The organism is Streptomyces lydicus (assembly GCF_000717345.1).
Classification (GTDB): domain Bacteria; phylum Actinomycetota; class Actinomycetes; order Streptomycetales; family Streptomycetaceae; genus Streptomyces; species Streptomyces lydicus.
The window spans coordinates 1-321 of record NZ_JNZA01000110.1 but is presented as its reverse complement, the minus strand read 5'-3'; the positions used below and the strand labels follow the sequence as shown (position 1 = coordinate 321).

Sequence of the window (321 nt, the reverse complement as noted above, 5' to 3'; positions counted from 1 at the left end):
CGGTCTGAGGTTGCCGATCAGTTGCGTGCGGTGGTCACCGATGACGTGAGTGGGGTGGCTGAAGACCCGGGCACGGGTGTGGGTGTGGTGGGTGTGGTGTCGCTGTTGGCGTTGGCGGGGGGTGGTGCGGTTTCGGCGGTGGTGTTGGTGCAGGCGTTGGGTGAGGTGGGTGTTGAGGCTCCGCTGTGGGTGGTGACGCGGGGTGCGGTGGGTGTTGGTGGTTCGGATCGTGTGTTGAGTGCGGTGCAGTCGCAGGTGTGGGGTGTGGGCCGGGTTGCTGCTTTGGAGTTGCCGGAGCGGTGGGGCGGTTTGGTGGATGTG

The 321-nt window shown here is 66.4% G+C and carries 1 protein-coding gene; it reads left to right on the top strand.

Annotated features, from left to right (window positions below):
• Window positions 1-321: hypothetical protein (locus OO62_RS38755; RefSeq protein ID WP_248782326.1), on the top strand; the 321-nt coding region annotated here is incomplete at both ends.